The organism is Burkholderia sp. DN3021, assembly GCF_049805555.1.
GTDB classification, from domain to species: Bacteria; Pseudomonadota; Gammaproteobacteria; order Burkholderiales; family Burkholderiaceae; genus Burkholderia; species Burkholderia pyrrocinia_C.
The window spans coordinates 1-24198 of record NZ_JBNCAB010000101.1 but is presented as its reverse complement, the minus strand read 5'-3'; the positions used below and the strand labels follow the sequence as shown (position 1 = coordinate 24198).

At 67.4% G+C, this 24198-nt stretch carries 21 protein-coding genes and 1 riboswitch; of the genes, 12 read left to right on the top strand and 9 right to left on the bottom strand.

The annotated features are described in order from the left end of the window. Positions 1-117 precede the first annotated feature (117 nt). Together ACPUER_RS31845 and ACPUER_RS31840 are read left to right on the top strand one after the other, a co-directional pair. Positions 118-1386: an NAD(P)/FAD-dependent oxidoreductase gene (locus ACPUER_RS31845; RefSeq protein WP_425133040.1), complete on the top strand. Its 1269-nt coding sequence runs from the start codon at positions 118-120 to the stop codon at positions 1384-1386. A gap of 115 nt (positions 1387-1501) precedes the next feature. Further along, the gene (locus tag ACPUER_RS31840) at positions 1502-2176 is read left to right on the top strand and encodes a TetR family transcriptional regulator (protein WP_175962095.1); all 675 of its coding nucleotides are present in this window, start codon (positions 1502-1504) and stop codon (positions 2174-2176) included. A 59-nt stretch (positions 2177-2235) separates the two neighbouring features. Here the strand turns inward: ACPUER_RS31840 and ACPUER_RS31835 are convergent, their stop codons facing one another. Together ACPUER_RS31835 and ACPUER_RS31830 are read right to left on the bottom strand one after the other, a co-directional pair. Then, the gene (locus ACPUER_RS31835) at positions 2236-4029 is read right to left on the bottom strand and encodes a phospholipase D-like domain-containing protein (RefSeq protein WP_425133039.1); all 1794 of its coding nucleotides are present in this window, start codon (positions 4027-4029) and stop codon (positions 2236-2238) included. Positions 4030-4134: 105 nt separating this feature from the next. Then, positions 4135-4893 (bottom strand): DeoR/GlpR family DNA-binding transcription regulator, encoded by a 759-nt coding sequence (locus tag ACPUER_RS31830; protein ID WP_310143508.1) that lies wholly within the window; start codon positions 4891-4893, stop codon positions 4135-4137. 216 nt (positions 4894-5109) lie between these two features. On the opposite strand from ACPUER_RS31830, the gene ACPUER_RS31825 reads away from it, so the two are divergent. From ACPUER_RS31825 to nadE, 3 genes are all read left to right on the top strand, one after another. Then, positions 5110-5295 carry a hypothetical protein gene (locus ACPUER_RS31825; RefSeq protein WP_006480515.1) on the top strand — a complete coding sequence of 62 codons (186 nt, stop codon included), beginning with the start codon at positions 5110-5112 and terminating at the stop codon, positions 5293-5295. 239 nt (positions 5296-5534) lie between these two features. Then, a complete protein-coding gene (locus ACPUER_RS31820) occupies positions 5535-6404 on the top strand; it encodes a DMT family transporter (protein ID WP_425133038.1) in 870 nt (289 codons plus the stop codon). A gap of 240 nt (positions 6405-6644) precedes the next feature. Next, positions 6645-7550, top strand: coding sequence for an ammonia-dependent NAD(+) synthetase (nadE, locus tag ACPUER_RS31815; protein WP_425133037.1), 906 nt, complete (start codon positions 6645-6647; stop codon positions 7548-7550). Positions 7551-7625: 75 nt separating this feature from the next. Here nadE and ACPUER_RS31810 read toward each other — a convergent pair whose 3' ends face one another. The 3 genes from ACPUER_RS31810 to ACPUER_RS31800 all read right to left on the bottom strand — a co-directional run bounded on the left by ACPUER_RS31810 (position 7626) and on the right by ACPUER_RS31800 (position 11803). Next, the gene (locus ACPUER_RS31810) at positions 7626-9302 is read right to left on the bottom strand and encodes a S10 family peptidase (protein ID WP_425133036.1); all 1677 of its coding nucleotides are present in this window, start codon (positions 9300-9302) and stop codon (positions 7626-7628) included. Between the two features lie 73 nt (positions 9303-9375). Then, the gene (locus tag ACPUER_RS31805; RefSeq protein ID WP_175962090.1) at positions 9376-10968 is read right to left on the bottom strand and encodes a S53 family peptidase; all 1593 of its coding nucleotides are present in this window, start codon (positions 10966-10968) and stop codon (positions 9376-9378) included. 214 nt (positions 10969-11182) lie between these two features. Then, positions 11183-11803 (bottom strand): LysE family translocator, encoded by a 621-nt coding sequence (locus ACPUER_RS31800; protein ID WP_425133035.1) that lies wholly within the window; start codon positions 11801-11803, stop codon positions 11183-11185. 134 nt (positions 11804-11937) lie between these two features. Between ACPUER_RS31800 and ACPUER_RS31795 the strand changes: the two genes are divergently transcribed. Beyond that, the gene (locus ACPUER_RS31795; RefSeq protein ID WP_059238912.1) at positions 11938-12402 is read left to right on the top strand and encodes an Lrp/AsnC family transcriptional regulator; all 465 of its coding nucleotides are present in this window, start codon (positions 11938-11940) and stop codon (positions 12400-12402) included. A gap of 57 nt (positions 12403-12459) precedes the next feature. On the opposite strand, the gene ACPUER_RS31790 is transcribed toward ACPUER_RS31795, so the two are convergent. Next, positions 12460-13371 carry a LysR family transcriptional regulator gene (locus ACPUER_RS31790; RefSeq protein ID WP_175962089.1) on the bottom strand — a complete coding sequence of 304 codons (912 nt, stop codon included), beginning with the start codon at positions 13369-13371 and terminating at the stop codon, positions 12460-12462. Between the two features lie 139 nt (positions 13372-13510). Here ACPUER_RS31790 and speB point away from each other — a divergent pair, with 139 nt between their 5' ends. Together speB and ACPUER_RS31780 are read left to right on the top strand one after the other, a co-directional pair. After that, entirely contained in the window at positions 13511-14467 is a 957-nt protein-coding gene (gene speB / locus ACPUER_RS31785; RefSeq protein WP_425133034.1) for an agmatinase, read from the top strand. A 54-nt stretch (positions 14468-14521) separates the two neighbouring features. Next, entirely contained in the window at positions 14522-15847 is a 1326-nt protein-coding gene (locus tag ACPUER_RS31780) for an MFS transporter (protein WP_425133033.1), read from the top strand. Between the two features lie 68 nt (positions 15848-15915). On the opposite strand, the gene metE is transcribed toward ACPUER_RS31780, so the two are convergent. After that, positions 15916-18210, bottom strand: a complete 2295-nt coding sequence (gene metE, locus ACPUER_RS31775; RefSeq protein WP_425133041.1) for a 5-methyltetrahydropteroyltriglutamate--homocysteine S-methyltransferase — start codon at positions 18208-18210, stop codon at positions 15916-15918. 126 nt (positions 18211-18336) lie between these two features. Between metE and ACPUER_RS31770 the strand changes: the two genes are divergently transcribed. Continuing rightward, on the top strand, positions 18337-19245 hold the full coding sequence (locus tag ACPUER_RS31770) for a LysR family transcriptional regulator (RefSeq protein ID WP_310143527.1): 909 nt from the start codon (positions 18337-18339) through the stop codon (positions 19243-19245). Positions 19246-19266: 21 nt separating this feature from the next. Here the strand turns inward: ACPUER_RS31770 and ACPUER_RS31765 are convergent, their stop codons facing one another. Together ACPUER_RS31765 and ACPUER_RS31760 are read right to left on the bottom strand one after the other, a co-directional pair. Beyond that, positions 19267-19995, bottom strand: a complete 729-nt coding sequence (locus ACPUER_RS31765; RefSeq protein WP_175962085.1) for a CbtA family protein — start codon at positions 19993-19995, stop codon at positions 19267-19269. 13 nt (positions 19996-20008) lie between these two features. Next, positions 20009-20218: a CbtB domain-containing protein gene (locus ACPUER_RS31760; RefSeq protein ID WP_072443795.1), complete on the bottom strand. Its 210-nt coding sequence runs from the start codon at positions 20216-20218 to the stop codon at positions 20009-20011. A gap of 33 nt (positions 20219-20251) precedes the next feature. Continuing rightward, positions 20252-20389, bottom strand: a riboswitch (cobalamin riboswitch). 54 nt (positions 20390-20443) lie between these two features. Here ACPUER_RS31760 and ACPUER_RS31755 point away from each other — a divergent pair. From ACPUER_RS31755 to ACPUER_RS31745, 3 genes are all read left to right on the top strand, one after another. Then, entirely contained in the window at positions 20444-21031 is a 588-nt protein-coding gene (locus tag ACPUER_RS31755) for a histidine phosphatase family protein (RefSeq protein ID WP_175962084.1), read from the top strand. A gap of 180 nt (positions 21032-21211) precedes the next feature. Beyond that, positions 21212-22804 carry an inorganic phosphate transporter gene (locus tag ACPUER_RS31750; protein WP_175962083.1) on the top strand — a complete coding sequence of 531 codons (1593 nt, stop codon included), beginning with the start codon at positions 21212-21214 and terminating at the stop codon, positions 22802-22804. Positions 22805-23130: 326 nt separating this feature from the next. Continuing rightward, on the top strand, positions 23131-23874 hold the full coding sequence (locus tag ACPUER_RS31745; RefSeq protein WP_175962082.1) for a 2OG-Fe(II) oxygenase: 744 nt from the start codon (positions 23131-23133) through the stop codon (positions 23872-23874). Positions 23875-24198 lie beyond the last annotated feature (324 nt).

Genomic DNA, 24198 nt, shown 5'->3' with positions numbered 1-24198 from the left:
GCCGCCGCCCGGCCGCGGCAGCCGGCGCCCTGCGCCCCCATTCGACGCGGCGCGCGCGTTCAGGCAAGATCGACGCGCGCCGTCCGTTTTTCCGCCGTTACGAGTCAACGAAATCGCATGCAGAACTTCTACGAAGCCACCGTTACCCGCCAGCCCTACCCGCAACTGACCGGCACGATCGATGCGCAGGTCTGCATCGTCGGCGGCGGCCTCGCCGGCCTGTGCACGGCGCTCGGCCTCGTCGAGCGCGGCGTGCGCGACGTCGTCGTGCTCGACAGCGAACGGGTCGGCTTCGGCGCATCGGGCCGCAACGGCGGCTTCGTATTCGGCGGCTACAGCCTCGACAACGCCGACCTGCTGCGCACGCTCGGCCGCGGCGAAGGGCGCCGGCTGTACCGGCTCACCGTCGATGCGGTCGACCTGATCCGCGCGCGGATCGCGCGCTACGGGATCGACTGCGACATCGTCGATGAAGGCGTGATGCTCGCGAACTGGTTCGACGATCCTTCCCGGCTCGACAGCGTGCGTACGCTGATGAAGCGCGAACTCGGCGTCGACTGGGAACCCGTGTCGACGGACGCGCTGCGCACGCGGCTGAAGACGCAGCGCTACTACGGCGGCCTGTTCGAGCCGAACGCATTCCACTTCCATCCGCTCAAGTACGTGCTCGGCGTCGCGGCGGCCGCATCGCACGGCGGCGCGCGCGTATACGAGCGCTCGGCCGCGCTCGGCATCGCGCGCGAAGGCGCCGGGTACGTCGTGCGCACGGCGCAGGGCGCGGTGCGCGCGAAGGACGTCGTGTTCGCCGGCGGCGGCTACGCGCGCGGCGTGTCGCCGCGCATCGAACGCGCGGTGCTGCCGATCGCCACCTACGTGATCGCGACCGAACCGCTCGGCGCGCGGCTGCCGGACGCGATCGCCGCGCCGTACGCGATCTACGACACGCGTTTCGCGTTCGACTATTACCGCCCGCTGAAGGACACGCGCATCCTGTGGGGCGGCCGGATCTCGGTGCTCGACCGCGGCCCGGACGCGATCGCACGCCTGCTGCGGCGCGACCTGCTGCGCGTGTATCCGCAACTCGAAGACGTGAAGGTCGACTACGCGTGGGGCGGGCTGATGAGCTACGCGCGCCACAAGATGCCGCAGATCGGCCGCGACGCGGACGGCGTGTGGCACGCGATCGCGTTCGGCGGCCACGGGATGGCGCCGACCACGGTCGCCGGCGAAGCGCTCGCGGCCGCGCTGGCCGAAGGCCGGCCGGTGCCGGACGGCTTCGCCGCGTTCGGGCTCACGCGCACGTTCGGGCTGGCGGGCCTCGCCGCCGCGCAGCTCACGTACACGGCATATCAGGCCCGCGACGCGCTCGCGTCCTGCCGCCGCTGAGCGGCCGCGGCTGCCGAAACGACCCTGCCGATTAGAGCGGAGGGTCGGCCGGGCGGGGATTTTCCACATGCTAGAATGCCTTTTCCAAGCCGCCGCGAACCCACAACAAAGTCACATGAAAGCAGGAAGCAAAGCCGCCATGTCCGAAAGCCGCGCGCTTGCGTCCGACGCGCGGCGCAAATACGATCCCGAGCAAACCAAGCGCAACATCCTCGATGTCGCCACGCAGGAATTTTCCGCGATGGGCCTCGCCGGTGCGCGCGTCGACGCGATCGCCGAGCGCACGAACACGACGAAACGGATGCTCTATTACTACTTCGACAGCAAGGAAGGCCTGTACGAGGCCGTGCTGGAGAAGGTGTACGGCGACATCCGCGCCCTCGAGCAGGAACTGCACGTCGGCGACATGGAGCCGCGCGAAGGCATGCGCCGCCTCGTCGAATTCACGTTCGACTATCACGACAAGCATCGCGACTTCGTCCGCCTCGTGTCGATCGAGAACATCCACGGCGCGAAGTATCTCGAACAGCTCAAGTCGTTCAAGAACCGCAACGTCAGCATCATCAAGACGCTCGAGGAACTGGTCGAGCGCGGCGCGGCAAGCGGCGCGTTCCGCAAGGACATCGACGCGTTCGACCTGCACCTGCTGATCAGTTCGTTCTGCTTCCACCGCGTGTCGAACCGCTACACGTTCGGCGCCGCGTTCGGCCGCGACCCGTCGGCGCCGCGCCTGCGCGCGCGGCATCGCGACACGATCGCCGACGCCGTGCTGCGCTACGTCGCCGCGTAAGCGGCGGCTGGGTAGTCGCCGGGGGCACGCAGCGTCCGTGCCCTTCGCGCGTCAGCACTTCAATCCGTCGGCGCGGTCGACGCCAGCGCGATCCGCGCCTTCTCTTCCGGGCTTCCCGCCACGTAATACTTCTTCGCCCAGCTCGAATCGGGCGCAAGCGCGAGCCGCGCATGCGCGCCCGTGCCGGTACTCGTGCCGCGCTGCTTCGCACTGATCGCCAGCGCCCGTGCGCGATAGTGCTCGTAGAGTCGCAGGAATTCCGCGAGATAGATCGCCGCGATCCGCTTGTCGCGGATCTCGAGCAGATTCTCGTCGTTGTACTGCTCCGAATTGCGGCTCATGTTCGCCGAACCCGTATAGACGACCGGATTCGCGCCTTCCGCATCGATCACGATGAACTTGTGGTGGATCACGACGGGCGGATAGGCCGGCGCCGGTTCGCCCGGAAACTGCCGCATTTCCGGCTCGAAACCCTGCGGCACCGTCGCCGGCGAGAAGTACTCGGCGTCGATCACGTCGTGGTTGTCGCGGCTGCGGTGATACAGCTCGAGGTTCGCGAGCGTCGCCGCATCGAGCGACTGGCCGGCCTGCCGCGCGGCGTCGGCCTTCGTCGCGCTGCCGATGTTGATCTTGTTTACCAGCCCGAACATCATCAGTCCGCGGTCGCCGGCCGCGAAGCACGCGTCGCGCAACGCTGCGTCGGTCGGCATGAACAGGCAGAACGACACCGAATGCTTCGCGGCCGCGATCGCGGCGACGATCGTGTCGATCTCGGTGCGCTGCCCCGCCGGTTCGGGCGAGAACGCCAGCCTCACCTGCGCGCTGCCGATCGTCATCGGCACCGACCAGCCCGGCGACAGCCGCGCCGTGTCCGCGATCGACGGATTGCCGGCCAGCGCATGCGCACGGTCGTTGTACAGCGCGGCCATCGCGGGCGAGTCGAACGTGTGCAGCACGTTGGCCTGCTCCGTCAGCCCCTCGGTCGTGAAGTTCGCGGAGCCGGTCAGCACGCGCGCGGGCGCCGGGTTCGACGGCGCGTCGGTCACGATCAACTTGTCGTGCATGATGTGCGTCCTGTCGCGCGGCGCGAGCGTCGCGAGCCCCTGCAACGCGTCGACGGCAGGCTGGTTCGGCGAAGGCAGCGGCGGCTTGCCCTTGCGCGCCGTCGTGTGCGCGTCGTAGACGATCGCGAGCGACGCGCCGCCGTGCTTGCGCCCGAACGCTTCGAACGCGGGCAGCGCCCACAGCGTGTCGGTCAGGTGATAGACGGCCGACACCGCGCGCGACGCGCGGTCGAGCATCTCCGCGAACACCTGCTCCATGTCGTTCGCGAGCCACGTGCGCAGCTTCAGCGCCTGCGCGTCGCTCGGTGCCGCATTCGGCGCGAGGCCCAGCGCCGCGACCTGCTTCGCGAACGCCTGCGAACTGACCACCGCGCGGTTGAACCAGGTGCCGATGCCGTCCTCGATATGCTCGGGCAGCACGACGTCGCACACGCCGGCTTGCGCGTCGAGCACCTGCAGGTCGTCGGGCGTGCCGACGACCGGATAGACGTCGTAGCGGAACGACGCGCCGCGGTCCTGCGGATCGATGCGTGCGTCCCACCACATGAATTTCTGGATCGGCGCCTGGTCGGTCGGCGCGTCGCCCTGCGTGTCGGCGGCCGGGCCGTCGAACGTCAGGCGGTTCGGCAGCCAGCTGTTCGGCGCGCGCGTCTTGCCGTCGGCCGACCAGAAGCCCGGCGTGCGCCGGATCGCGAAGCCGAGGAAATCGTTGCGCGACTGCGCATCGGCCCAGTCGAAGGCCAGCAGGACGAGAGTGGGGGAAAGATAGCTGCGCACGCTGACGGACATTCGTTGCTCCCTGGCCGCGAGGCCGGTCGAAATGAATGGGTCAGTGTCGGCAGAGGTTCTTCCCGCAGGATGACGGTCCGATGAACCTTGTATGTCGGACGCGCGTCAGTCGCACACGAGCAGCTCGATCCCGCGCGTGGTCAGCGCGCGGCGCACGGCCTTGTCGGGTGCGCGTTCGGTCACGAGATAGCGCGCGGCCGCCGCGCCGTTGATCCGCACTGGCGTCACGCGGCCGAATTTCGAATGGTCGGCGACGATGATCGCCGTGCCTGCCGCCGCGATCATCCGGCTGCGCACTTCGGCCGCGATCCGCGAGTAGTCGGTGCACTCGCCGTCGGCCGTGATGCCGCCGGCGCCGACGAACGCGAAATCGACATGGTATTGCGCGAGCTGGTGGATCGTGTCGAGCCCGAAGGTTGCGTCCTCGTCGTCGGACAGTTCGCCGCCGAGCAGCGTCACGCGGTTGCCGTTGCGCCGCGCGAGCACGAACGCGGTGCGCCAGTCGTTCGTATAGATCGACAGCCGGTGCCGGTCGGCGAGCGCAAGCGCAACCGCATGCGGCGTGCTGCCCGAATCGATCAGCACCGATGCGTCGTCGGGCACGAATTCGGCCGCGCGCCGCCCGATCGTGCGCTTCGCTTCGGCGTTCGCGGCTTCGCGCTCGGACAGGCTCGGTTCGCGGCGGTCGGCGGCCAGTGCGCCGCCGTGCGTCATCACGAGCAGGCCGCGCGCGGCAAGCGCGTTCAGGTCGCGCCGCACGGTCTCGCGCGATACGTCGAGCGAGCGCACGAGTTCCGCGACCGACAACGCGCCCGACCGTCCGAGCTCCGACAGGATGTATTGATGACGTTGTTCCGCCAGCATCGCGTGTGCGCCCGGGGCGACTGGTAATGGGTAAGCTGGCCATTGTATTACGGCCGCTTTACCGGTATTTGACTGCGGCGCGAAACGCGGCCGGTCGGCCGGCCGCATTCCCCGAAAGCGAAATTCTGTATTGCCTGACGCGCGCGAATCGGCACGGCGCCGGTTGCTACACTTTGCGCTTCGCCGAACGACAGACCAAGCAAAGGGGCTCGCACCATGTATCGCAAAGGCAGCGTGATCGAAATCCAGTTTCCGCCCGAACGACTCAACGATGCGGCCGGCGATCCGTACTGGATCGACCTGACACTCGACGAGGCGCGCCGGCTCTACGAGCAGCTCGCCGCGCGCTTCGCGACCGACGCGCGCGCCAACCAGCCGCTCGACACGTTCTCGATCGACTGATCTCCGCAGCTTCGCGCTTGCCCGCCCCGCGAGCGGTGCGGCGCCCTTCCCGTCCGTGCCCCGCTCGCGCCCGCCGATAGCCGGCCCGTGCCGGAAGCCGGATGCCCGGCACCCAACGACCGTCGGCGCATTCCCACGATGCGCGGTACGAGTGCAGGATTCGACAAGACGCCGGTGCCGCTTCCCGCGATACTGGCCGACTTTACGATTCCGTCCGGCCGCATCGCGGCCCGCCTCGCATGCTTACCTCGATCGTTGCCGCCGCTTTCGTCGCGCTGTGGTCCACCGGCTTCATCGTTGCACGGGCAATCAAGCCCTACGCCGATCCCAACCTGTTCCTGCTCGCGCGTTTCGCAGGCACGGCCGCGCTGTTCGGCGCGGTTGCGCTCGTCGCGCGCGCGCCGTGGCCGGCCCGCCGCGAATGGCCGCGCCACCTGATCGCGGGCGCGCTGCTGCAGGGCGTCTATCTCGGCGCGAGCTACTGGGCCGTCGCGCAAGGATTGAACGCGAGCGTGATGGCGCTGCTCGGCGCGCTGCAGCCGCTCGCCACCGCCGTGCTCGCCGTCCCGCTGTTCAACGAGCGCCTGCCCGCGCGCGGCTGGTTCGGGATGGCGCTCGGGCTCGCCGGCGTCGCGCTCGTGCTGGCGCCGAAGGTCGCGGGCGGCGTCGCGCCGCCGCCGGGCGCAGCGCCTGCGTGGTTCGTGGTCGTCGTATCGGTGCTCGCGGTCGGGTCGATCACCGCCGGTTCGCTGTACCAGAAAGGCAAGCTCGCGCAGAGCGACCTGCGCACCGCGGTCGCCGTGCAGAACTTCGGCGCGGCGATCGTCGCGGCGATCTTCGTCGCGCTGCTGCATGAAACGCGCTGGATCGGCGCGCCGGCGCTGTGGGTATCGCTCGTGTGGGGCGTCGTGTTCCTGTCCGGCGGCGCGGTCACGATGCTGATGTGGATGCTGCGGCGCGGCAACGCGGCGCGCGCGACGGCGCTGTTGTTCCTCGCGCCGCCGCTTGCCGCGCTGCAGGGCTACCTGCTGTTCGGCGAGACGCTCGCGGCGATCCAGCTCTTCGGCTTCGCGCTCGCGCTGGCGGGCGTCGTGCTCGCGCGGCGCTGACGCGGGCGCACATCGGCGCGGTCGTGCGATCGCGCCGGCACTTGCCTCCAAGCGCATCGAGACCTGCCTCACAGCCCCCTTCCCGCGGCATCCCGCACCCGCCCGGCGCACCATGCACCACGGCGACGCAGCGCGTCTCGCCGAAGCAACGCAAGGCGGCCGGATCGCACGCCCGGCGCGGCGCCCCGCCGCGATTGCGCTTATGATGAGCGCCTTGCATTTCGTTCCGGAACCACCTTCATGACATCCGCCGATTACGCCAGCCGCCAACGCGCGATCATTGCCGAACTGAACGTCGCCCCGCACTTCGACGCCGAGGCCGAGATCGCCCGTCGCGTCGATTTCCTCGCGCAATACCTTCGTTCGACCGGCCTGCGGACCTACGTGCTCGGCATCAGCGGCGGCGTCGATTCGTCGACGGCCGGGCGGCTCGCGCAACTGGCGGTCGAACACCTGCGCGCCGGCGGCTACGATGCGCGCTTCATCACGATGCGCTTGCCGAACGGCGTGCAGAACGACGAAGCCGATGCGCAGCGCGCGCTCGCGTTCGTGCGCGCGGACGAGGAACTGACCGTCGACGTGAAGCCGGCCGCCGATGCGATGCTCCGCTCGCTGGTCGCGTCCGGCCATGCGTTCGACACGCCCGCACAACAGGATTTCGTGCACGGCAACATCAAGGCCCGCGAGCGCATGATCGCGCAGTACGCGGTGGCCGGCGCACGGCGCGGCATCGTGATCGGCACCGATCACGCGGCAGAATCGCTGATGGGTTTCTTCACGAAGTTCGGCGACGGCGGCGCGGACATCCTGCCGCTCGCGGGCCTGAGCAAGCGCCGCGTGCGCGCGGTTGCCCGCGCGCTCGGCGGTGAGGAAACGATCGTGATGAAGGTGCCGACGGCCGATCTCGAGGAACTGCGCCCGCTGCGCCCCGACGAGCACGCATACGGCGTCAGCTACGACGAGATCGACGATTTCCTCGAAGGCAAGCCGGTCAGCGACCATGTGTACGAAACGGTGCTGCGCTTCTACGACGGTTCGCGCCACAAGCGCGCGCTGCCGTACACGCCGTTCGACTGGCCGACCGCGCAAGCCGGCCACCAGCACGAAAATACCGCCGCGTCGCAATCCGGCGCTGCGGCCGCGTGACCGGCCGGCCGCGCCGGAACCCGACCGCCGCGCGCACCGTAGCGGCTACGCGCGGCAACCAAACGACGGGCACCGCTATGCGTGCCCGCCCGTCTTCTTCGCCTGCAGCGCGCGAATCCGCATCCGTGCGCCCGTATCGCTGACCGTCGTGTCGTACATCGTCGCGAGATCGCGCTTGAGCGCGGTGCGCGAGCCGCCGTCGAGATACACCATGTGCCCCGACGGATAGAAACGCGCGGACAGGTTCTGCCGCACCTTCTGATCCTCGAGCGGCATCTGCTGCAGGTCGATCACGGTCTGGTAGAACGGCGTGACGAAATCGTACAAGCCGTTCGCCGACAGCACCTTCAGGTCGACATTCAACGCCATCACCGCGGCGAGATCGCCGGCCGTATAGAGGATCACGTTCCCCTGCGCATCGATGCCCTGCTGCGCGCCGGTCGGGTCGATGTGGCTGAAATCCCAGTTCCGGAACGCCTGGTCGTTCAGGTCCGTGAACGCGGAATTCGACGTGAACTTCAACTGCTCGTTCAGGTAGCTGTTCCACATCGCCGTATAGACGCCCGTCACGGCCGTCATCGTCGGATCGTTGCCGCCCGAGTTCGGGTCGATCTTGCCGGCGATGCCCGTCGAGATCGCGGTCACGCGGCCGTCGTACGAACCGAGCGAGAGCCCCTGCGCATGCAGCAGCGTCGTCAGGAACAGCGAATTGCCGCGCGCGTCGTAGCCGGCGATGTCGAGGCGCCACGATTGCAGCGTCGCCGTGTCGATGCCCGTGTATTGCGACAGTTTCTGCACGGCGGCCGGGTCTGCATGCGGAGCCTTGCGCAGCGCGTTCAGGTAGTCGGTGCGCGAGAACTGCGCGACTTCCTCGACGAACGCGCCGAGATCGGCCGGCGCCGGCGTGACGCCGAGTTTCTTGTGATACCACGCGTCGGCCGCGGCGGTCGGCAGCGCGCCGACCGGGTTGCCGGCCTGCCGGTAGTCGAGGATCGACGATTGCAGCGTGACGCCGTTCAGGTCGACGCCGTCCTCGTGCAGCTTGTATGCGAGCACGCAGCTGCGCGCGGTGCCGTACGATTCGCCGAACAGGTATTTCGGCGAATTCCAGCGATTGTTCTTCGTCAGGTAGCGCTTGATGAACTGCTTCAGCGAATCCGCATCCTGGTCGACGCCCCAAAAGTTGCGGTTCTTGTTCGGCGCGACGGCCGCCGAATAGCCGGTGCCCACCGGGTTGATGAACACCAGGTCGCTGTGGTCGATCATGCTGTCCGGGTTGTCTTCCATCTGGTACGGCGCGGGCGGCGTGAAACCCGGCATCGACGTCTTGATCCGCTTAGGCGCGAACGAGCCGAGCAGCACGAACACCGACGACGAACCGGGCCCGCCGTTGTAGAAGAACGTCACGGGCCGTGTTTCCTCCTTCGCGCCGTCGGCCGTGAACGCAACGTAGAAAATCTTCGCGGCCGGCTGCGAACTGCTCGGGTCGACCGTCACGAGGTGGCCGACCGTCGCCGTGCACGCGATGCGCTTCCCGTCGATCAGGATCGAGTGATGCGTGACCGCGGCCGCTTCGGTCGTGTCGGTCACCGAATCGTCGGGGCCGTTGCCGTACGCAACCGGATCGAAGAACGGCTGGTCGCGGCCGTGGCTCAGCGCGACCGGATTGATGGTCGGCGGCACGCCATGCGAATTGTGGTCGCCGTGATGCAGCGGATAAACGCCGCCGGAAGATGCGGAATCGATGCCCATCGTGCTGCTCCTGGAGGTGAAAAAAGACGCGGGCAGGAAACCCGCGTCGAACGGAAAGGCGTGTGCCGACGCGTCAGCTCGACGGCTTGCGCGCGAGGATCGCGGCGAGCTGCGCGCCGTCCGGGCTGCCGAGGCCCGTGCATGCGTCCCAGCCCGACGCGGCCGCATACGTGCCGTTCGATCCTTTCGTGATATCGCGCAGCGCGCCCGGATTCTTGTACAGCACCGGATTGACCCAGCCGGCCGATGCGCCGGCCGCCGCATTGATCCGCGCGATCAGCGCGGCCCACAGCGGCGCGACCGCGCTCGTGCCGCCCATCACGGTAGCCGTGCCGGCGACCGATACCTCGTAGCCCGTCTGCGGCGACGCATCGCCGGCGACGTCCGGCACGCCGCGCTTCGCGAGCGGCGTGCGGCTGCCGTCGGCGCGCGTGACGGCGAGCCCCTGCTGCCACGCCGGCAGGTCGAACAGCGTACTGACGCCGCCGCCGCCCGCGCCGCCGCCCGACGCCTCGTCGTTCCACGTGACCTCGCTGCGGATGCCCTGCCCGGGCAGCGCGTCGAGCTGCGTGCCGCCGCAGCCGAGCACGTACGGGCTCGATGCGGGGAAGTCGACGTGATCGGCGCCGTCCTGCAACCCGTCGCCCGAGCCGCTGTCGCCCGACGCTGCGCACACGGTGATCCCCTGCGCCGCCGCCGCCTGCAGCACGCGGTTGAACGCCTGCGCCGACTGCGCCTGCCAGACCGCTTCCGCGCCGCCCCAGCTGATCGAGATCACCGACGGCTTGTTGGTCTTGTCGTTGACGGCCGCGTTGACGGCCTGGATGAAGCCCGCGTCGCTGTTCGGTGCGAAGTAGACCGCGATCTTCGCGGCCGGCGCGATCGCACCGGCGATCTCGATGTCGAGCGCGACTTCGCCGTCCGGGCCGTTCGGGTCGCCGGACGGCGCGTTGCGGCCGGTGCCGACGTTCACGTCGACGAGCGTCGGCGGCGTCTTGATGCCGAGCCCGCTGAAATACTGCCGGATGTCGGCCGCACGGTAGCCGCCGCCGAGTTCGACGATCGCGATGCACTGCCCGGCGCCGTCGCCGGCCGGGAAGCCGTACAGCGACGCGAGCTGGATCGGCGTGAACGTGACGCCCGCCATGCCACCGCGCGCGGGCCTGAACGGCGGGCGCAGCCGGAAGTGCGGCCGCGCCTGCGGGCGGCTGTCGAGGCCGAGCACGGCCGTGACGGCGTCGCCGAGATCGTCGGGCAGCGTGATCGGGCCCGAGCGGCCGCGATACTGGCCGATCGAACGATGCTCGAAACGCTCGAGCTTCACGCCGAACGCCGCTTCGAACTGCTGGATCATGCCGGACAGCACGACGACGCTTTCGACGGGATCGACGCGATCGACCGTCAGTTGGTGACGGCGCGCGAAGTCCTCGGTCTTGCGGATGTCGTCGGGATTGGCGGAGAAACGCTGCGCGAACGCGTCGCGCGACAGCGGTTTCGCCTGTGCGTCGCCGGTGGCGAGCTGGTGGACCAACGTATCGAGTTGCCCTTCTTCCTGCCGCCGCAACATGATCGTGACGTGAATGCGCTCTGCCGGATCGCACGGGCCGAGGCACTTGGACTCGGCGACGATTCGGGGTTCACGGTCGGCGTGAAGATGCCTTGCCATGTTCAGACCCTCCTTGGTACCGCGTTGCACGGAACAGCCAGGAAATCGGACATAGCCGGCGGAAGTCGGTTCCGTTCGGTCAGTCGGTTCGCAGCAGCGCGAAGTTAAAAGGAGTTTAGAACAGTCAGATGATTTGCGCGCGCGCCCTGCGTCGATCGGCGCAGCGGCGCCGCGCGGCCCGTCGACCTGCGCGGCGGCAACGCAGCGGCGGCGCTCAGTCCATCGACAGGCGCAGCGCGAAACCGATCAGCGCCGCGGAAAACGTCCAGCGCTGCACCGTCTGCGCGAGCGGATGCGCGCGCATCCACGCCGCGATGCGCGCCGCGCCGAACACGCAAGCGAGGTCGAAGCACACGCCGGCCGCGACCAGCAGCGCGCCGAGTTCGAACATCTGCCAGACGACCGGCCCGGCCTCCGGCCGCACGAACTGCGGCAGCAGCACCGAGCAGAACAGCAGCGCCTTCGGGTTCAGCAGGTTCGTCAGCAGCCCCTTCACGAACGACTGCCGCAGCTCGCCCGCCGCCGCGTCGCCGTCGCCGAGCGCGAACACCGGCGAGCGGAACACCTGGATCGCGACATACGCGAGATAGAGCGCGCCGCCGTAGCGGATCACCTCATACAGCCACGGCGCGCTGCGGATCAGCGCCGCAACGCCGCATGCGGACAGCGTCACGTGCGCGGTGCGCGCGAGCGACAGGCCGGCCGCCGCCGCCATCCCCGGCCGCACGCCGCGGCCGATGCTGGTCTGCAGCACGAGCGCCATGTCGGGCCCCGGCACCGCATAAATGGCCGCCAGCGCGGCGAGATAGATCAACAGCAAATGCGTGGAAATCATGTTCTGCCCCCGTCCTTCAATGACGATATGTTGCCGCTGAAGAAGGAGGGATTATTGGCCATCTTTATCGCTGAATTGGCGATCCATAGCGGAATCCGCCACAATCTCTAAATCAGAACAAGGATTCCGCCAATATGACCGAACTCGACAAAACCGATCGCGCGATCCTCGCTGCGGTGCAGCGCGACGGCCGCCTGCCGATCGCGCGTCTCGCCGAATCCGTCGGCCTGTCCGAGACGCCTTGCGCGCGGCGCCTCAAACGTCTCGAAAGCGACGGCTACATCGAGCGCTACCGCGCGCAACTGTCGCGCCAGGCGCTCGGCTTCGGCGTCGTCGCGTTCGTGCTGGTGCGGTTCGCGACGCACGACCGCAAGGTCGCCGACCGGTTCGAACGGGAAGTGCTGGGCATCGAGCGAATCCTCGCGTGCCACAACGTCGCGGGCACGGCCGACTACCTGCTGCAGGTGGTCGCGCGCGACCTCGACGACTACGGCACGTTCCTGCGCGACTCGCTGCGGATGCTGCCCGGCGTGACGTCGATCGAATCGGCGCTGTCGCTGCGCGAGGTGAAGCACGACGCGGGGTTGCCGGTGCCGTGACGCGCGCGGCGGCCCGCGCCGATGTAACGCTCGTTCACATTGCCGGCGGCGCTGGCGTCACGCGATGTCCGGCGCCTGGTGCGCGCGCTCGAGATCCTCGAGAAACGCCTCCACGAGCGGATTACCGCGCCCGTTGCGCGCGACGACCATGTGGAACGTCACGTCGTAGCGCAGTTGCTCCGGATTGAGCGGCGCGAGCAGCCCCTGCGCGACGTACGGCGCCGCGAAGTGCTGCGGCAGGTAGCCGAGGTGGTGGCCGGACAGGATCAGCAGCGCGACGGCCTCCATGTTGTCGGCGGTCGCGGTCACGCGGTCGGGCGTCGTCGACAGCTGCGCTTCCGGCAGCGGATACGAGCGCCACGCCCATTCGAAGCCCGCGACGTCGGCCGGCGTCAGCGTGCCGGCGCCGTCGAACAGCGGATGGCCGCGGCCGCAGTACGCGACCTGGCGCTCGACGAACAGCGGCGTGTAGTGCAGCGACGGCACGCGGTGCCAGAAATAACCGACCGCGATCTGGATCTCGTCGCTCAGCAGCTTCTCCTCGAGATCGCCCGGCGCGCGCACGGAGATCGAGAAGCGCACGGCCTCGTCGCGCGTGCGGAACGCGGCGATCGCCTCGGCGATCCGCGCGTTCTGGCTCACCGGCGTATGGCCGATCAGGCCGATGTTCAGCGTGCCGACCAGCTGGCGGTCCATGTGCCGCGCGGCCATCCCGAATTCGTCGAGCGCCGCGAGCAGCTTGCGGCTCATCGCATGGAACCGTTCGCCCTTCGGCGTGAGCCGGAAACCGCTGCGGCCGCGCTCGCAGAGCCGGTAGCCGAGCCGCGTCTCCAGCGACGCCAACTGCGCGCTGATCGTCGACTGGCCGACGTTCAGCACGGCCTGCGCGGCCGATACGCCGCCCGCGTCCGTGACCGCGAGAAACACGCGGATCAACCGCAGATCGAGGGTCGACAGATTCCCCAGCACGCTCTTCCCCTTCCATACATCGATGGGAATCGATGTTAACGTCGATATCTTCGCATTCTTCTTTCCCGGCGGAGCGCGTAAAACTGTGCGCCAAGCCGCGTCGAATGATACGGCAACCCCACATCGGAAGAGGCGCCCCATGAACGACCACACCCATTTCCAGCCGCTCGGCGGCAATGAGATGCCGCGCTGCGGCGGCATCGCGACGATGATGCGCCTGCCGCACGTGGCGAACGCCGAAGGCCTCGACGCGTGCTTCGTCGGCGTGCCGTTCGATCTCGGCACGTCCAACCGCACCGGCGCGCGCTTCGGCCCGCGCCAGATCCGCACCGAATCCGTGCTGCTGCGCCCGTACAACATGGCCACGCGCGCCGCGCCGTTCGATTCGCTGCAGGTCGCCGACATCGGCGACGTCGCGATCAATCCCTACAACCTGCACGATTCCATCGCGCGTATCGAAGCCGCATACGACGCGATCCTCGAGCACGACTGCAAGCCGGTCACGCTCGGCGGCGACCATACGATCGCGCTGCCGATCCTGCGCGCGATCCACCGCAAGCACGGCAAGGTTGCATTGATCCACGTCGATGCACACGCCGACGTGAACGACACGATGATGGGCGAAAAGATCGCCCACGGCACGCCGTTCCGCCGCGCGGTCGAGGAAGGTCTGCTGCACGGCGACAAGGTCACGCAGATCGGCCTGCGCGGCACGGGTTACGCGGCCGAGGATTTCGACTGGTGCCGCGAGCAGGGCTTCCGCGTCGTCCAGGCCGAGGAATGCTGGAACAAGTCGCTCGCGCCGCTGATGGAAGAAGTGCGCGCCCGCGTCGGCGACACGCCCGTCTACATCAGCTTCGACATCGACGGCATCGATCCGGCCTACGCGCCGGGCACGGGCACGCCGGAAATCGCGGGCCTCACGGTGCCGCAGGCGCTCGAGATCATCCGCGGCGCGAAGGGGCTGAACATCGTCGGCTGCGATCTCGTTGAAGTCGCGCCGCCGTACGACCCGTTCGGCACCACCGCGCTGCTCGGCGCGAACCTCGCATACGAGCTGCTGTGCGTGCTGCCGGGCGTCAAGTACCGCGACTGATCCCGCGCCGCCACCTATTCCAAATCAGAGGATTCCAGAGGAGCACACACAAAGATGGGGACTTCCGTCAAGCAACCGAAGCGGGCGGCGCTCGCTTCGTTCGTCGGCACCACGATCGAGTGGTACGACTTCTATAGCTACGCGACCGCCGCCGCCATCGTGTTCGGGCCGCTGTTCTTTCCCGGCGAAAACCGCTTCGTCAGCCTGCTCGCATCGTTCGGCTCGTTCGCGGTCGGCTTCTTCGCGCGGCCGCTCGGCGGCGTGATGTTCGGCTATCTCGGCGACCGCTTCGGCCGCAAGCGTTCGCTGCTCGCGACGCTGATGCTGATGGCCGTATCGACGGTCGCGATCGGCCTGCTGCCGACCCATGCGCAAGCCGGTGTGATCGCACCGATCCTGCTCGTGCTGATGCGCGTGCTGCAAGGCATCGCGGTCGGCGGCGAATGGGGCGGCGCGGTGCTGCTCGCCGGCGAGCATGCGCCCGAAGGCAAGCGCACGTTCTTCGCGTCGTTCGCGCAGCTTGGCAGCGCGAGCGGCCTGATCCTGTCGATGCTCGCGTTCGGCGCGATCAGCACGCTGTCGAAGGACGACATGATGAGCTGGGGCTGGCGCGTGCCGTTCCTCGCGAGCGCCGTGCTGCTGGTGGTCGGCTTCGTGATCCGCGCGAGCGTGTCCGAGTCGCCCGAGTTCGAGGAAGTCAGGAAGAGCGGCAACACCGCGCAAAACCCGGTGCGCGAAGCGCTCAAGTACTGGCCGCTGCTGCTGCTCGCGATCGGCGCGAACGTGTACGGCATCGCCGGCGTGTATTTCAGCAACATCTTCATGATCAGCTACGCGACGCAGTTCCTGTCGCTCGACCGGTCGATGGTGCTGCATTGCATGGCGATCGTCGCGGTGCTGCAGTTCGTCGTACAGCTCGCGGCCGCGTTCCTCGCGCAGCGCTTCGGCACCACGCGCGTGCTGCTGATCACCGGCGCATGGGCCGCGATCGTCCCGTTCGCGATGCTGCCGCTCGTACACATGGGCACGCCGCCGTCGATCACGGTCGGCGTCGGCCTCGCGACGCTCGCGGAATCGGGCTACTACTCGGTGGTCGCGGGCTTCGTCAGCGGTATCTTCGTCGCGCGAATCCGCTATACGGCGATCTCGATCGCATACCAGGTGTGCGGCGCGCTCGCCGGCAGCCTCACGCCGCTCGTCGCGACCATCATCGCGCAGAACACCGCGCCGCAATGGTGGCCGCTCGCGATCCAGTACACGAGTGCCGCGATCCTGTCGTCGCTGTGCGTGTGGCTGATCTCGCGCCGCGTCGGCATCGACGATGCCGGTGCGCCCGGCAAGGCGAACGAGCTGCTGCCGCGCGGCGCGCGCACCGCGTAACGTCCGCAACGGACAGGCTGCTTCACTCGCCTGCCCGGTCATCGTCGTCGCGACAGGCGCAGCGCTTGCTATTGCACCTGGCTGCGCAGCGCCTTCGCCGCCGCGATCATGTTCGTCAGCGCCGGAATCACTTCCGTCCACTGGCGCGTCTTCAGGCCGCAATCCGGGTTCACCCACAGACGCTCCGCCGGAATCCGCTCGGCCGCCTTCTTCATCAGGCCGACGATGTGATCCTGCGTCGGAATGTTCGGTGAGTGGATGTCGTACACGCCCGGCCCGATCTCGTTCGGATACCTGAAGCTGTCGAACGCGTCGAGCAGCTCCATGTCCGAGCGCGACGTCTCGATCGTGATCACGTCCGCGTCCATGTCGGCGATCGACGCGATGATGTCGTTGAACTCCGAATAGCACATGTGCGTGTGGATCTGCGTATCGTCCTGCACGCCGTTCGCGGTGATGCGGAACGACTCGACCGCCCACTTCAGGTACTCGCTCCATTGCGCGCGGCGCAGCGGCAGCCCTTCGCGCAGCGCGGCCTCGTCGATCTGGATCACGCGCACGCCAGCCTTCTCGAGATCGAGCACTTCGTCGCGGATCGCGAGCGCGAGCTGGTAGCACGACACCGAGCGCGGCTGGTCGTCGCGCACGAACGACCAGTTCAGGATCGTCACGGGGCCGGTCAGCATGCCCTTCATCGGCTTGTTCGTCAGCGACTGCGCATACGTGATCCACTCGACCGTCATCGCCTTCGGGCGGCTGATGTCGCCGAACAGGATCGGCGGCTTCACGCAGCGGGAACCGTACGACTGCACCCAGCCAAACTGGCTGAACGCGTAGCCGTCGAGCTGCTCGCCGAAGTATTCGACCATGTCGTTGCGCTCGGCTTCGCCGTGCACGAGCACGTCGAGCCCGAGCGACTCCTGTTCGCGAACGCTGCGTTCGATTTCAGCCTTCATCGCCGTGCGGTAGCCGGCTTCATCGAGCGCACCTGCCTTGAACCGGCTGCGCGCCTGGCGGATTTCGGCGGTCTGCGGGAACGAGCCGATCGTCGTCGTCGGGAAGGCCGGCAGGTTCAGTCGCGCCGACTGCTTCGGTGCACGCTGCGTATACGGGCTCACGCGGTTGCCGAGCTGCGTGTCGATGCGCGCGATCGCCGCCTTCACCGCCGGGTTGTTCACGCGCGGCGAGCGGCGGCGCGAGTCGATCGCGGCGGCGTTCGCGGCAAGCGCATCGGCCACCTTGTCGCGGCCGCCGTTCAGCGCGGTCGCGAGCACCTTCAGCTCGTCGAGCTTCTGCAGCGCGAACGCGAGCCACGAACGAATCTCCGCGTCGAGCTTCTCCTCGCTCGCGAGATCGACCGGCACGTGCAACAGCGAGCACGACGGCGCGAGCCACAGGCGATCGCCCAGTTGCTTCGCGAGCGGTTCGAGCCAGTCGAGCGTCGCGCTCAGGTCCGTCTTCCAGATGTTGCGGCCGTTGATCGCGCCGACCGACAGCACGCGCTCGGCCGGCAGTTCGCGCACCAGAGCGTCGATTTCGTCGCGTGCAGTGATCGCGTCGACATGCAGCCCGTCGACCGGCAGCGAGCTCGCGAGCGTCAGGTTGTCCTGAAGCTGGCCGAAGTACGTGGCAAGCAGCAGCTTGATGCGACGCGTCTCCAGCACCGCATACGCGGTGCGGAACGCCTGCCGCCATTCGGCGTCGAGCTCGGTGACGAGAATCGGTTCGTCGATCTGCACCCATTCGACGCCCTGCGCGGTCAGCGTGTCGAGCAGCGCGCCGTACACGGGCAGCAGCTTCGGCAGCAGCGCGAGACGATCGGAATCGTCCTTCGCCTTGCCGAGCCACAGGTACGTGACGGGGCCGATGATCACCGGCTTGGCATTCACGCCCTGCGCCTTCGCCTCGGCCAGTTGCTGGAGCAGGCGCGACGGGTCGAGCGAGAAGTTCGTGTCCGCGTGGAATTCCGGCACGATGTAGTGATAGTTCGTGTCGAACCACTTCGTCATTTCGCCGGCCGAGACACCGCCGCAGCACGCCGCATGCTCTTGCGCCGACTGCGCCGAGCGGCCGCGCGCAACCCGGAAATAGTTGTCGAGCACGTCGCCGTGGAAGCCCTGCACGCGTTTCGGCAGGTTGCCGAGCGTGAAGCTCATGTCGAGCACCTGGTCGTAGAACGCGAAATCGCCGATCGGTGCCAGGTCCAGATCGCGCTGGTCGTTCCAGTGACGCTGGCGCAGCTCGGCGCCGAGCGCCTTCAGCTCGTCGCGCGACGATTCGCCCTTCCAGTAGCGTTCGAGACCGAACTTGAGTTCGCGCTTCGCGCCGATGCGCGGAAAACCGAGGTTGTGTGTCCTGACCATGAAGCTGCCGTCCAGATGTAGTGAATGTCCGGCAGCCATGATAGGGATTTCAAACCATGAAATAAAATGGCATTATTTCATTCATCCATGAAATTTGTTCATGCATCTATTGGGCGAGCGATATCCATGCTGGAACGATTCCATCTCGTCGTCATTCGTGAAGTCGAGCGCCAGGGCTCGCTGACCGCGGCCGCCAATGCGCTGCATCTCACGCAGTCGGCGCTCAGCCATACCGTCCGGAAAATCGAGCAGCAGCTCGGCACGCCGATCTGGGATCGTGAAGGCCGCGGGCTGCGGCTCACGCAAGGCGGGCAATATCTGCTGAAGCTCGCGAACCGGCTGCTGCCGCAGTTCGAACTCGCCGAGGAGCGAATGAGGCAGTACGCGAAGGGCGAGCGCGGCACGCTGCGCATCGGGATGGAGTGCCACCCGTGCTACCAGTGGCTGCTGAAGGTCGTGTCGCCGTATCTGTCGCGCTGGCCCGACGTCGACGTGGACGTGAAGCAGCGCTTCCAGTTCGGCGGCATCGGTGCGCTGTTCGGCTACGACATCGACGTGCTCGTCACGCCCGATCCGCTGAACAAGCCGGGCCTGCGCTTCGATCCCGTGTTCGACTACGAGCAGGTGCTGGTGGTCGCCGACTCGCACCGGTTCGCCAACGCCGACTACGTGACGCCCGAGCAACTGACCGACGAGATCCTGATCACGTACCCGGTCGAAACCGACCGGCTCGACATCTACAACCAGTTCCTGACGCCGGCCGGCATCGTGCCGAGGCGCCACAAGTCGATCGAGACGACCGACATCATGCTGCAGATGGTTGCGAGCGGGCGCGGCGTGGCCGCGCTGCCGAGATGGCTCGCCGACGAATACGCGGACCGGATGCCGGTCGTGCCGGTCAAGCTCGGCAAGCAGGGGATCGCGAAGCAGATCTTCCTCGGCATCCGCGAAGCGGATGCATCGATCGACTATCTGGCCGCGTTCGTCGCGCTGGCGCGCGAATCGACGTGGAGCGCGCCGCGCATGCTGCGCTAGGCACGCCCGTTGCAATGCGCGTCAGGCGGCGCGCATGCCGATGCGTTCGTCGCGTTCCACCCATGCGCCGAACAGCAGGCCGATCGTCGTCCACATGATCGCCTGCATGCCGATGGCCGCGACGCGGAACTTCCACAGCACGGCGGCCGGGAACGCGGCCGGCACTTCGTCGATCGACGGCAGTCCGAACTGCACGGCCGCGATGATCGCGATGAATACGAGGCCCGCGACGATCGACGCATTCCATTGGCCGAGCTTCGCTAGCAGATGGCGGCGCACGCTGACCGAGAACGCCATCGTCGCGATCGAGATCGCGATCATCAGGAAGAACAGGCCCGTGCGATAGCCGATCGTGTCGGGATCGCCGACCGACGGCGGATTGGCCGGGTACTTGATGTTCGGCACGATCACGAGCGCGACGAATGCCGCCAGCGCAAGCCACGCGGCCAGCGGCCGTGCCGGAAGGCGGCCGCCTCGCCCGTATGCATACGCAAAGACCAGCGAGAACAGCCCGCCAAATGCCGCGCCGTAGGTCACGACACCCGTCAACAGGCCGAGGCCGGCCTGCGTGTCGCGGCTGACCAGTTCGTGCTCGTGCTCCGGCACGTCGCCTTTGGCGGCCTCGAGCTTTTCTTCAAAGGAAATCGCCTGATCGACTTGCGGTTCGCCGACGATTTTCGCGAAACCGAACGTGAGGAGGCCCGCGGCGATGCCTGCGAGCATCCCGCGCATGAGCAGCTTTCCGACCATCGTGTACTCCGCGTCAGTGGCAGGGAAAGCCGAGCAGATGGCGGCCGTCGTGGACGAATTCATGAACGACCATGCCCGGCACGAGCGACGTCGCGCCTTGTTCCGCGCCGACGAAATAGAGTGCGAGCAGCAGGATCAGGCCGGCGAACACGGCCCACGGCAGCAGTTCACGGACGGGGATGGGTGCCGGCACGACAACCGGCTTCAGCACTGCTTCGCTCATGGATGCACCTCAGGGGAATCGCGCCCCGGCAAATGTTGGATGGGTACGAAGGCAGGTCTGGCTTCCGGGATCGGGATTCCCCGGTTACAGTGGCGCGACCGCGCCGGGATTGCACCGGCTTCCGCGTTTCGTATCGGGCGAATTGTACGCGCGAACGTCCGCGTATTGAAGGAGTGAAAGCCCGCGGACGACCGTGCACCCGCTCCGGCCCATCCGGAAACCGACATGAACATGCATGCCTCGCTGCGCCTGATCGCACACGCATCGACCCGAGCGATGCGCACCGGCACGTTTCCCGACGACGATCCGCTCGATGCACGCGGGCTCGCGGACGCCGCCGCGCTGCGCAACCGATGGGCGGGCGACGCCGACGCGGTCGTGCTGTGCAGCCCCGCATGCTGCGCGCGGCAGACCGCCGATGCGCTCGGGCTGCATGCCGACGTCGATGACGCGCTGCGCGACATCGACTACGGAAACTGGCGCGGCAAGCGGCTGCACGACCTCGCGCGCGACCTGCCGGACGAACTGGGCGCATGGATCGCCGATCCATCCGCGTCACCGCATCGCGGAGAGTCGTTCGAAGCCGCCGCTCGCCGCGTCGGCGCATGGTTGAACGCGCTGCCGCCCGGCCGCGACATCGTCGCGATCACGCATGCGGCGATCGTTCGCGCGGCCGTCGCACACGCACTGCGGATGGCTCCCTACGCTGCAGCCCGCATCGACGTCGCGCCGCTGTCGTGCACGACCTTCGTTGCATCGCCGCGCGGCTGGACGTTGACGACGAACGACGATCGGCGCGGCACCGGTGCGTAAGTCCCTGCCGTGTCGTGTTCACTATGTGGACAGAGATGCGAGCCGACGTGTCCCATCTCGGTCGCATGCCGACGTTCACCTTACATCGCTGCAAGACATACCGTTCGTCGTCTAGATTGTCATCAAACTGACTGCTGGCCGCAGCTAGGATCGGACGCGGTTCCCTTACGAGATGCCGCCATGAATCAACCCGCTTCGTCCGCCGCGAACAATCGCGGCTCCGTCGAGCGCAACCGGCAGGTCGGCTATGCCTTCTTCCTGCTGGTGCTCGCGATCGGCGCCGTCTATATCGCCACCCACCTGATCGCCGATCTGTCGCCGGTCCGCGAAGGATCGCTGTTCCCGTACCTGATGCTCGGCGCCGCGCTGCTGATCGCGCTCGGCTTCGAATTCGTCAACGGTTTCCACGATACCGCGAACGCGGTCGCCACCGTGATCTATACGCACTCGCTGACGCCGAACGTCGCGGTGATCTGGTCCGGCATGTGGAACTTCCTCGGCGTGATGGTCTCGAGCGGCGCTGTCGCGTTCGGCATCCTGCAGTTGCTGCCGGTCGAGCTGATCCTGCAGGTCGGCAGCGGCGCGGGCTTCGCGATGGTGTTCGCGCTGCTGATCGCCGCAATCGTCTGGAACCTCGCGACCTGGTATTTCGGGTTGCCTTCGTCGAGCTCGCATACGCTGATCGGCTCGATCATCGGCGTCGGGCTGATGAATCAGTTGATGCACGGGCCGTCGGGCACGAGCGGCGTCGACTGGGGCCAGGCGCTCGGCGTCGGCAAGTCGCTGCTGCTCTCGCCGATCGTCGGCTTCCTGTGCGCGTCGCTGCTGCTGCTCGTGCTGAAGGCCGTCGTGCGGATTCCCGAGCTGTACAAGGAGCCGCCGAAGGACCAGCCGCCGCCGTTCTGGATTCGCTGCCTGCTGATCCTGACCTGCACGGGCGTGTCGTTCGCGCACGGTTCGAACGACGGGCAGAAAGGGATGGGCCTCATCATGCTGATCCTGATCGGCACGGTGCCGACCGCGTATGCGCTGAACAAGGCCGTTACGCCTGCCGAATCGCAGACCTTCGTTGCGGTCGCGAACCAGGCCGCCGCGACCTTCGGGAAATACACGAACGGCGTCGCGCCGTCCGCGAACCCGCGCGCCGACGTCGAACACTACGTGCAGCGTCGCGAACTGACGCCCGCCGTGCTGCCGGCCGTACAGCAGTTGTCGACGTCGCTCGCGACCGCGGTCGGCGCGTCGGGCTCGATGGCAGCCGTGCCGCAGCGCGACGTCGACAACGTGCGCAACACGATGTATCTGGTATCCGAAGCCATTCGCCTGATCGAGAAGTCGGGCCAGCCCGCGCTTGCCGCTGACGACAAGCTCGCGATCGACAACTATCGCAAGCAACTCGATCACGCGACCAAGTTCATTCCGACATGGGTGAAAGTTGCCGTTGCGATCGCACTGGGCCTCGGCACGATGGTCGGCTGGAAACGGATCGTCGTGACCGTCGGCGAGAAAATCGGCAAGCAGCATTTGACGTACGGACAGGGCGCGTCGGCCGAACTCGTCGCGATGCTGACGATCGGCGCCGCCGACGTGTACGGGCTGCCCGTTTCGACGACACACGTGCTGTCGTCGGGCGTCGCGGGCACGATGGCGGCGAACGGGTCCGGGTTGCAATGGAGCACGGTGCGCAGCCTCGTACTCGCGTGGGTGCTGACGCTGCCGGCGTCGATCGCACTTGCGGGCGGGCTCTACTGGTTGTTCCGGTCGCTGGCCTGATCGGGGACGCAGCGGGTGGCCGGCGGAAGCCGGCCGCCTGCTGTTGGAGATTCGACCTTCGCTTCTTCGCTTCTTCGCTTCTTCGCTTCTTCGCTGCTTCGCTTCCGTGCTCCGACGTCGACGCATTCGCGTGCGCCCATGCCACGTCGCGGGCTTTCCCCTCTTCCTTTTCCGAATTGGAGCGCAAGATCTGGAGCGCGCCGGCGCATGAACGTCGCTAGACTGGATTCATCAACTCTCACCGCGGATTCAACCGTGCGTTCGACGTTTTCAGAACACTCCGCGCGACCGCACGACGCCACACTGCTGACGAACGAGGTAAGCCCGTGAACATCGCCGATCTGCAACCTGCCGTCGAATCGCCGGACATCGCGCAACGCGTCGACATAGTCGACTGGACGACCGTCGATGCCGAGCTCGATCGCTACGGATGCGCGCGCGTGCCGAGCCTGATTTCGGCAAACGAGTGCGTTGCGCTCGCATCGCTCTATCCGCGGGATGCGCTCTATCGTTCACGCGTCGTGATGGCGCGACACGGATTCGGGCGCGGCGAATACAAGTATTTCGCCTATCCGCTGCCTGCGATCGTCGCCGAGTTGCGTGCGACGATCTACCCGCATCTCGCGCCGATCGCGAATCGCTGGAACCAGGCACTCGGGATCGGCGTCCGCTATCCGAAAGACCATGCGACCTTCCTCGATCGCTGCCACGCGGCGGGACAGACACGACCGACGCCGCTGATCCTGCAATACGGCGCCGACGACTTCAACTGCCTTCATCAGGATCTGTATGGCGAGCACGTGTTTCCGCTGCAGGTCGCGATCCTGCTGTCGGCGCCGGGACGCGATTTCACCGGAGGGGAATTCGTGTTGACGGAACAGCGGCCACGCATGCAGTCGCGTGCGGAAGTGGTGCCGCTGACGCAAGGCGACGCGGTGATCTTCGCCGTGCACGGCAGGCCCGTGCAAGGAACGCGCGGCGTCTATCGCGTCAACCTGCGCCACGGCGTAAGCCGGATCAGAAGCGGCCACCGCCACACGGTCGGCATCATCTTCCATGATGCGCAGTGACGGTAATCGGGACGAACACGATACGGTCGCGCGGTTGATCACGCGGATGGGTTCGCGCGGTAAACACCGCGCGTCTGTTCGCCAGTCGCGTGTAATCGCTCCGAGGACGTTACGGCCATGCATCGCCGCGCGATCTGCCCGCTCGTCCACCGTGACAGATGACAGCTTTCGCCGCCCGTCAGGTCGTCACAGCCACGACGATTCGACGTTGCTTGCGAGCGACAGGAAAGCAGAACGTAAGCCCCCGGCGAAGTCATCTTGACGGGACCGATCGCCGAGATGGTCAAGCGTCGGTTGGCGTCCAGCGATGGGGCAGCAGCTGCG